Origin of the sequence: Sphaerospermopsis kisseleviana CS-549 (assembly GCF_028329225.1) — a bacterium.
Taxonomy (GTDB): domain Bacteria; phylum Cyanobacteriota; class Cyanobacteriia; order Cyanobacteriales; family Nostocaceae; genus Sphaerospermopsis; species Sphaerospermopsis kisseleviana.
On sequence record NZ_JAQMTI010000293.1, the window covers coordinates 33,767 to 43,498 of the forward strand.

Here is a 9,732-nt window from a genome sequence, read left to right on the forward strand (position 1 = left end):
TTATTTGGCGATTTTCCGCATATAATTCCCCCATAACTGGGCAGCTTGACCACTGCTACCAGATGTAGGGGAATTGTTGTCATTTCCTAGCCAAATGCCAGTTACAAGTTGCCGACTAGGAATAAAACCAATAAACCATAAGTCAACGTTTTTATCTGTTGTTCCGGTTTTACCCGCTTCTTCTCCCAGTCCAATGGATGCACCACGACCAGTACCACTGGAAACTACCCTCTGCATCATATCGGTCATTGTATTGGCGATACTTGTTTTTAGCACTCGCTTATTACTCTCTCGATCCTGGTCGTAGGAATAGATAACACGGCAGGTCTTTAAATCATTGCGATCTTCACAATCGCTGCTGTCTAAAATTCTGCTAATAGCATGGGGACGATTCCATACACCACGATTACTAATAGCACCAAAAGCGCCGGTCATCTCCAAAACGTTAACTACACTTTGACCCAGGACTAAACCAGGAACAGCTTCCAGTGAGGATTTGACCCCCAAACGCTGCGCCATTTCTACAACTTTATTTAATCCTACTTCTCTGGCAATTCTTAAAGCAATGGGATTTTCTGAGAGTGCCAAACTTGTGGCTACATCTAAACTACCACCACCAGAGCGGCAGGGTCTGTAAGTAAAGCCTTGCCAGGGCAAAGCAGCGCAAGAATAAGTTCTAGATGTTGGTATTCCCTGCTCTAAAGCAGCAGCGTAAGCAAAAATTTTGAAGGTAGAACCAGGTTGTCTTTGAGCTTGTACCGCCCGATTAAATTGGCTTTTTTTGTAATCAGTCCCCCCTACCATTGCTAAGATGCTGCCAGTTTTCGCATCTAGGGTAACAAGTGACCCCTGGGAAAATCGCAGGTTGGACCCGGCGTTACTCACTGAATTTCGTAGAGCTGATTCTGCTTGGGCTTGCATTGCTGGATCTAACTGGGTTTCGATGATATAGTTACCTTCTCTTGCTGCTCCTTCTCCTAATATTGATTCCAGTTCTTGAAAGACGTAATTATAAAAGTAAGGGGCTATTGTCTGAGCTTGTCTTTCGCAAACTTTAGGACTAACTTGCACTGTAGAACGTCTGGCACGGTTGGCATCTTCGACGCTAATTTTGCCCATGTCCAGCATCCGCCTAATTACACGATTGCGGTAATCTGCTGCGTCCAGTTTTCTTGGACCATCTCCACAAAAATTGAAGGCGTTGGGTGCAGGTAAAATTGCTACTAGGGTCGCTGCTTCTGCTAATGTTAATTCTTTAGCTGATTTTTCAAAGTAATATTTAGCCGCATCTTCAAAGCCCGAAGTATCAGCACCTAAAAATACTCTGTTTAGGTAAGTCAGTAAAATTTCATCTTTGCTGTAAAAGGTTTCTAACTTCAGGGAGACAATAGCTTCACGCACTTTCCGCCCCAAGGAATCTTGTCTACCTACATAATCGCGGAATAAACTGCGGGCAAGTTGTTGAGTAACTGTACTGGCTCCTTGTTGTACGTCACCGCTACGACTATTGATTAATACGGCTCGCAAAATCCCTAAAGGATCAACTCCAAAGTGCCAGTAATAACGACTATCTTCAGAAGCGACTACCGCAGCAGGTAAATAAGGACCAAATTCTGATAACTGTTTTAAGTCTACGTGAGCTATGTTCCGTGGTTCTCGTAGTGGTGTGGATCCATCACGGGCATAAATTACTACCGGGGCGCTGGTGGCTGTAGGTAGGGGTCTAATGGAAAATTTTGTCCATTCTAAGCCAATAGCTAGGGCAAATAAGGCGCTGACACTCCCAACACCATAAAATGCATGAGTTCCTGCTTTGATATACCAGGGGGGCGGATCGAAGTATTGCAAACGCACTGAAGCTGCAAGTTCTGGGGGTCCCAAGGTGAAAACGTCACCATGACGCAGTTCTAGGGATGTGACTCTGCGCTTGCCAATATAAATGCCATTGGTGGAGTTTTCATCTTTGATGGTGAAAACCGGTGTTCTTTGGCTGGAATCACGCGATAGGGACAGGTGAATCTGGCTGACTACTGGGTTACGGACGACGATATCGCAGGATTTGGAACTGCGACCAAGTATATAGCGATCGCCCAATAGGGGATATATTTCCGCTTTGTCCGCTCCCGCATCCTGCACCCAGATTTCCGGTACTTTGGCATTCGGCTTGAGCGCCAGTTTGGAAAAATCTACCCTGGCTTGAATTGTATTTACTGCTTGCGTCAGTTGACCAAGTAAGGTTTGTGGCTTTTGCGGCGGTTGCGGGGAACTCATCGGCTATATCACATCACGGCTGTTGGTGAAGACAGAATCGTACGGATCGCAATTTTAATGCTAGTCTTACACCATTTTACTCACAAGCCAAAAATAAATTGGCTGTACTGAATTTAAAGGTATTCAAGTAAACCTTTTGATGGATTGGCAAGTAAAATTAACTTGTAATTTTTGTCACTGCTTTCTACATCACAAATTAGTTGCTTGGACATAAAATGCTGATTTTATCCAATAAAGCCAGCGTTACAAGTTCAAATACAATCTTTCTCTGTGTATTCCTTAAAACTTCTATTCAATTGACAAAATATTTAAATTTTACTTTTGTCAAAGACCCATAGCATTATTCAAGGAATTTTACATCTTCCTTGAGGCTGATTTTGTCCCATCAAGAGTTTGATTTAATTAGCGCAGTGTTCCGTTGACCTTGAGGTTAATTTCAGAATGAAGGGAAAATCTCTGACCCTGATTGGTACTGCCATGACTTTGGCGCTTACTGGTAACGCTGCTATGGCTCAATCAAGTGAATCTTTGTTGGTAGAATCAAGTGACTCCTCTATGGGTACAGCGGCGGAAATTAAGATGTCACCAGAAGGAATGAAAATTCTCTGTCAACGTTTCCCGCTTAACTCACGTTGTCCAGGTGGGATACCACTTGATAGGAATTTTCTGAGTCCTGTTTCATCACCAGAAACTAATCTACAAACTAATCCACAAACTAATCCACAAACTAATCCACAAACTAATCCACAAACTAATTTTATTGAGAGCAATACTGACGTAGATAATACCACAGTACCAGTTACACCAATTAACCCAAGTCCTGATAATTCCAACCAATTGACTCCTGTTCCAGAAAGCTCTCCTGTAACAGAGTTTTCTAGCCCAGAGCAAGTTCCTGTGAATATTTTACCACAAACTGCCCCTTCTGGTACTTAAATCTGAATCTTTTAACTCAAATTTCTACTCCTTAAAGAACAACTCTCGCTACATTTATTTGTTCGATCAGGGGATTTTTTACAAGTTTGCATCAACAAAAAATAGTCTCTATCACTAAACAGCAGATTTTTCAATGTCAAGAAACCGCTGATATCGGCGATAGAGATATTTCAATAATTGACAATGGACAATTGACAATTACCTCTGGTTTGTTCGTGAGAGGATGGGGAAAATTGACAATGGACAATTATCAATTATCAATTGTTATCGTATTCTGTGATGAGAATTTGGTGTTTTTTGGAAAGATGCAATTAAAAGGCAAACAATACCAATACTAATACAAGAATCAGCTAGATTAAAGACTGCAAAGTTGATGAGGCGAAAATCGAGAAAATCAACGACATAGCCTAAAGCAAATCTATCAATACCATTACCCATAGCTCCGCCTAAAATTAAACCATAACCTAACTGTTCCCAAAAACTTAATACTGGTCCCCAGGATGCGATCGCCATCAACACTAAACTCACTCCCAAGGATAACCAGCGCAACCATTCTACTTTACCACTTAAAATACTAAAAGCAGCCCCTGTGTTGGTGAGATATGTAAAGTGAAATATTCCTGGTAGCAGTGGTAATGTTTCTCCTAAATCAAAGGTTTTTACTACCCATAATTTTGTTAATTGGTCTACCACAAAAGCAACGAAAGCAGCAATCCAAAAAAGTCTATTTTTTAAACGCATGGTAAATTTGTCAATTAGTCATGAGTCATGACTCATGAGTCATTAGTTATTAGTTATTAGTTATTAGTCATTTCACCGTTATTCCCAATGCCCAATGCCCTAATTAATAAAACATGATATGTCGTAATACATAAGCTATGATGGTGACAGCGCAGACTACAGCTAGTTGACCGGGAAGCGAAAACCAGGAATATTTGAGGATTGCTTGCATTAAAGGTAGATGTTCTGCACCTCTCCAGGGAAAAAGATAACTGATCATTAAATAAGCAATACCGCATAAGTGGATCGTTGACAAACCACAAAGGCAACTAAAAGCCAGGGTTTCTAAACGAGGTCTGGCTTTAAAGGCAAAATATCCGCAAATCCAAGCTCCTGGAATAAAACCAAGCAAATAGCCAAACTGAGATAGTTTAACATATCCTATACCACCTCCTTCGGCAAATACAGGCAATAATGTTAATCCCATGACTAGATAAGCAATCTGGGAAAGCGCACCAGCATTTTTACCTCCTAAACAACCTACCAACAGCACTGCACCAACTTGATAGCTGACACCTAAAGAAAAGGTTTTAATTCCTTGCTGACTCCAACTCCAAGGTAAGGTAGTGCCATAGGCTTCTAGGAACGTGCCACCCATTGTCAGGAGTAAGCCAATCATGGACCATAATAATTGATTGGAAGCAGCAAACATTGATCAGGCAATAGGGAATAGCCCAAAGGTAACACTAACAGCAACCACCAGTATATGTAAAAATCGCAAATGTAACCAATCAATTCAGGAGTCAGGAGTCAGGAGTCAGAATATTTGTTCTTAGCAGGAATTTACAGGAGTAAGTTTTTCATCAACAACCAATGACTCGAAAACTCTCATCAATTCTTAATCCTGTATTCTGTGTCCTGAATCCTTACCCAATCAAAGCAAATTGACATACTATTAAGTAGGTAGGCGTTAAAAATTGTCATTATGACAAGGCAGGAAGCATCTAGACTGAAGGGAAAAGGTTGTTAGCAATTTTACATTTTTGTACTTGCTTTGGTTTTTTCCTGTCGACTTACTTGTAATTAATTTGCGAACAGAGTAGGGTATTTTGATCAGAGCTAAATCAATATTTGACCGTATTGTTCCCTAAATAATCTATAATTAGAGTGTAATTTGTATTACTAAATATAACAACTAATTCATCAGATGAATTTTGGGCATTGATTAGGAAAACAGAAAATTTTTGGTTTGTTAACCTTTTGTTTACCTGAGATTAAATATTTAGAGGTATGTTAAAGGCGTTTCTCTTACTTATGGCAATTTACAAAATTTAGACAGCAATGCTATTACGCAAAATTTCTGTTAAAAATAATCGCGTCAAAACCGCTATTTCCGTAGTAGCACTGACATTAGGTTTAGCAGCTTGTGGGGGAGATTCCAGCCCAAACAACACTGCTAATACTGATAATTCAGGCAATACTGAAAATACTGCTGCCACTACCCCTGCTAAAAATTTGGATTTAGGTGGAGATGTTACATTGACAGGTGCTGGTGCATCTTTTCCTGCTCCACTTTACCAAACTTGGTTTACTGAATTGAACAAAAAATATCCGAGTTTAAAAGTTAACTATCAGTCAGTGGGTAGTGGTGCTGGAGTTGAACAGTTTACCAAAGGTACTGTAGACTTTGGTGCTAGTGATGTGGCCATGAAGGATGAGGAAATCGCCAAAATACCAGCAGATAAAGGGGTAATGATGCTGCCTGTAACTGCTGGTAGCATTGTCCTGGCTTATAACCTGCCAGATGTTCCTGAACTGAAACTACCACGAACCGTATATACTGATATTCTACTAGGTAAAATCAAAACCTGGAATGATCCAGCGATCGCCAAAGCTAACCCTGATGCTAAGTTACCAAACCAACCCATAACTGTCATCCATCGTGCTGATGGTAGTGGAACTACAGGTGTATTTACAAAACATCTCAGTGCTATCAGTCCAGAATGGAAAGAAAAAGTTGGTGAAGGAAAAAGTGTAAAATGGCCAGTGGGCGTTGGTGGTAAGGGTAATGAAGGTGTAACTGCCCAAATCCAACAAACTCAAGGTGCTATTGGTTACATAGAATATGGTTACGCTAAACAAAGCAATTTAAAATTTGCTGCTTTGGAAAACAAAAGTGGTAAATTTGTGACTGCAAATGCGGAATCAACATCTAAAACCTTAGAAGCTGTAACTTTACCAGAAAATCTCCGCGCCTTTATTTCTGATCCAGAAGGTGCAGATTCTTACCCCATTGTCAGTTATACTTGGATTCTGGCTTATAAGAAGTATCCTGATGCAGCCAAAGCGAAGGCAATGGAAGCAGCGATAGAGTATGCTTTGACTGACGGACAAAAGCTGTCTGATGAACTAGGTTATATTCCCTTACCAGCAAATGTGGTTACTAAAGTAGCTGCTGCTGCTGATCAAATCAGTCCTAGTTATAAAATTGCTGTTGGTGACTCCACCAATGCGAGTAAGTAATTTCACTCTTCCGTCTATGCTCAAGATAATCAATCATTGAATTACTAAATCAGTTGGGAACCCTGATTATTTAGTATCAAATGCCAAAAGGTAACGAAATGATAATTTCATTTATAGCCATCCCCAAGGTTATCACCGCAAGCATTTGACTTGTGACTTTTGACTTTTATTTGGTTCCCCTCACATTTTTTTCGATTTTCTTTCTAGAGTCAGTATTCATGAATACAAATTTTCAGAATCTGTCATTAGCTGTTAAACAACGCTCGGAACTTGATAAATCTCTAGATAGGGGCTTTATTTGGTTGACAAGGATTTTTGCTCTGGCGATCGCTGGTATTCTCCTATGGATAGCGTTGCAAGTCGCTTCTAGTGCTTGGCCTGCTATCCAAGAATTTGGGTTGGGCTTTTTAGTTCAAAGCAGTTGGAACCCAGTTAATGATAACTATGGAGTTTTACCAGCAATTTATGGAACTCTGATGAGTTCTTTTATTGGCTTGTTGTTAGCTGTACCCATTGGCGTGGGTACGGCGGTTTTATTAAGTGAGAATTTTCTCCCATCTCAGGTGCGGTTGGTTTTAGTATTTTTAGTAGAATTACTAGCTGCCATTCCTAGTGTTGTCTATGGAGTATGGGGAATTTTTGTTTTAATCCCGATTTTAAATGACGTGGGTAAATGGTTACACAGTTCTTTAGGTTGGATACCATTTTTTAGTTCTACACCTACAGGACCTGGGATGTTACCAGCAGGAGTAATTTTAGCAATTATGACTTTACCAATTATTACTGCTATCTCCCGTGATGCTTTAATTTCCCTTCCCCCTAGTTTACGTCAAGCAGCTTTAGGACTGGGTGCAACTCGTTGGGAAACTATTTTTCAAGTCCTCATTCCTGCGGCATTTTCCGGTATTGTCAGTGCTGTCATGTTAGCACTCGGCCGAGCAATGGGTGAAACAATGGCTGTCACCATGTTAATTGGTAATTCTAACAATATTAATATTTCTTTGTTAGCTCCTTCTAATACCATTTCTTCATTACTAGCAAATCAATTTTCTGAAGCCAGCGGTCTGCAAGTTTCGGCTTTGATGTACGCTGCTTTAGTGTTGTTTTTACTGACGTTGTTAGTTAATATTCTGGCGGAGTTTATTGTTATTCGGGTGAAGCGACTTTAATTACAGCAGCAATCAGAATGATTATGAAAAAATGCAGATGAAAATTTCAAATTATGCACGTTTTTTCATACTAATTCGGTTTCTGATTGCTAGTTATACATACCAGCAAAAATGACTTTTTGTAGAGTCAATCCAAAATCTAAAATCCAAAATCTAAAATAGAATGACTTCTCTATTTCCCCAAAATAGCCTGACTCGCTCCCCTACTTCTCCCCGCACTTTATTTAACACGGTGATGACAGTAGTAGCGTTTATATGTGGAGTATTGGCGCTATTTCCTTTGTTGGCTGTACTTTCTTATGTATCGTTTAAAGGCTTCAGCAGTCTCAGTCTTGATGTGTTTACCCAACTACCACCAGCACCTTTCAGAAAAGGCGGTGGTTTCGGTAATGCTATTTTGGGAACTTTGCTGATGGTGGGTATTGGTGCTATCATCAGTATTCCTACAGGAGTATTGGCAGCTATTTATTTAACAGAATTTAGTAATGGTAAAATTGCTCGGTGGGTACGCTTTGCTACTAATGTTTTGAGTGGTGTTCCCTCAATTATTGCAGGTGTTTTTGCATACTCGATTGTGGTTTTAACATTGACAAATCTCAATCTAGGCTCTTACTCAGCTTTGGGTGGTGGGTTTGCTTTAGCAATTTTAATGTTGCCAATTATTGTCCGTACAACCGATGAAGCCTTACAGCTTGTCCCCCAGGACTTACGACAAGCATCTTTGGGTTTAGGCGCAACTAACTTTCAAACAGTTATACAAGTTGTCGTACCAGCAGCTTTACCAGCTATTGTAACTGGTTCGACTTTGGCGATCGCCAGAGCATCGGGAGAAACAGCACCATTATTGTTTACTGCACTCTTTTCTTCTTTTTGGCCTGATGGTTTACTCAAACCTACCGCTTCCCTAGCTGTTTTAGTTTACAACTTCGCTATTTCACCCTTCCAAAATTGGCAGTCTCTAGCTTGGGCTGCTTCTTTAATTTTGGTGTTGATGGTTCTGATTACAAGTATTATCGCTCGCTGGGCAACTAGGCAAAAAGCTTAACAAAAGCTCATAAACATGATGCCTACTTTACAACCTAACTCTAAAATATCTATGACTATGAACACCAGTACAATCAACGATGCTAACGTTGTGTTACGTACAGAAAACCTGAATATTTATTACGGTAACTTCTTAGCTGTACAAAATATTTGGTTGGATATTCCCAAAAATAAAGTTACTGCTTTTATCGGTCCTTCTGGTTGTGGTAAAAGTACATTACTACGTTGCTATAATCGCCTGAATGATTTAATTGACTCATTCCGTGCAGAAGGCAAGGTTTATTTTGATGATAAGAATTTGTATGCATCTGACATTGATCCAGTAGAAGTGCGTCGTCGCATCGGGATGGTGTTTCAACGACCAAACCCCTTTCCTAAATCAATTAAAGAAAATATTGCTTTTGGTGCGAGAATTAACGGCTACAGAGGTAATATTGATGAATTGGTAGAACGGAGTTTGCGTCAAGCTGCTTTGTGGGATGAAGTGAAAGATAAACTCAACCAAAGTGGTTTGTCTCTTTCTGGTGGACAACAACAAAGGTTATGTATTGCTAGAGCGATCGCAGTACAACCAGAAGTAATACTCATGGATGAACCTTGTTCCGCACTTGATCCTATTTCCACTTTGCGGGTTGAAGAACTCATTCACGAACTTAAAGAACAATACACGATTGTGATTGTTACCCACAATATGCAACAAGCTGCGCGGGTTTCTGATAGAACAGCTTTCTTTAATGTTAAAACTTCGGAAAAGGGTGGACGTACAGGCTATTTAGTAGAATACGCCCCAACAGAATTAATCTTCAACAATCCGCAACAAGAAGATACAAAAGCTTACATTAGTGGTAGATTTGGTTAAATATCGTAGTTGTGTCACAGTTTGTTTATACCTGAACCTTGTCGGGGTTTAGCAATGCTGAACCCTTACTATCTGCTATATAAAACCTAGACAAAACTAGACTTTACTTTCTACTTCAACGGGAGCATGGGAGCAGTTATCCCTCAGTAGACTTTCACGCCTTAGCCAGACGCGATTGTGTTCCAATTAAGTTTCTGAAAAAGACTACCA

At 40.1% G+C, this 9,732-nt stretch carries 8 protein-coding genes; 5 read left to right on the top strand and 3 right to left on the bottom strand.

Annotated features, from left to right (window positions below; genetic code table 11):
• Entirely contained in the window at positions 1–2,271 is a 2,271-nt protein-coding gene (locus PN497_RS23060; protein WP_096567481.1) for a transglycosylase domain-containing protein, read from the bottom strand.
• A 441-nt stretch (positions 2,272–2,712) separates the two neighbouring features.
• Here PN497_RS23060 and PN497_RS23065 point away from each other — a divergent pair, with 441 nt between their 5' ends.
• Complete coding sequence (locus tag PN497_RS23065; protein WP_096567479.1) at positions 2,713–3,207, top strand: hypothetical protein; 495 nt, start codon at positions 2,713–2,715, stop codon at positions 3,205–3,207.
• A 264-nt stretch (positions 3,208–3,471) separates the two neighbouring features.
• Here the strand turns inward: PN497_RS23065 and lspA are convergent, their stop codons facing one another.
• Together lspA and PN497_RS23075 are read right to left on the bottom strand one after the other, a co-directional pair.
• Positions 3,472–3,948 (bottom strand): signal peptidase II, encoded by a 477-nt coding sequence (gene lspA, locus PN497_RS23070; RefSeq protein ID WP_096567476.1) that lies wholly within the window; start codon positions 3,946–3,948, stop codon positions 3,472–3,474.
• 103 nt (positions 3,949–4,051) lie between these two features.
• Positions 4,052–4,639 (bottom strand): biotin transporter BioY, encoded by a 588-nt coding sequence (locus PN497_RS23075; protein WP_096567475.1) that lies wholly within the window; start codon positions 4,637–4,639, stop codon positions 4,052–4,054.
• Positions 4,640–5,268: 629 nt separating this feature from the next.
• Here PN497_RS23075 and pstS point away from each other — a divergent pair.
• From pstS to pstB, 4 genes are all read left to right on the top strand, one after another.
• Positions 5,269–6,450 carry a phosphate ABC transporter substrate-binding protein PstS gene (pstS, locus tag PN497_RS23080; protein WP_096567473.1) on the top strand — a complete coding sequence of 394 codons (1,182 nt, stop codon included), beginning with the start codon at positions 5,269–5,271 and terminating at the stop codon, positions 6,448–6,450.
• Between the two features lie 218 nt (positions 6,451–6,668).
• Positions 6,669–7,619, top strand: coding sequence for a phosphate ABC transporter permease subunit PstC (gene pstC, locus PN497_RS23085; protein ID WP_096567471.1), 951 nt, complete (start codon positions 6,669–6,671; stop codon positions 7,617–7,619).
• Between the two features lie 163 nt (positions 7,620–7,782).
• Entirely contained in the window at positions 7,783–8,664 is an 882-nt protein-coding gene (gene pstA, locus PN497_RS23090; protein WP_096567469.1) for a phosphate ABC transporter permease PstA, read from the top strand.
• A 51-nt stretch (positions 8,665–8,715) separates the two neighbouring features.
• A complete protein-coding gene (gene pstB, locus PN497_RS23095) occupies positions 8,716–9,522 on the top strand; it encodes a phosphate ABC transporter ATP-binding protein PstB (RefSeq protein ID WP_096572654.1) in 807 nt (268 codons plus the stop codon).
• Positions 9,523–9,732: the final 210 nt, after the last annotated feature.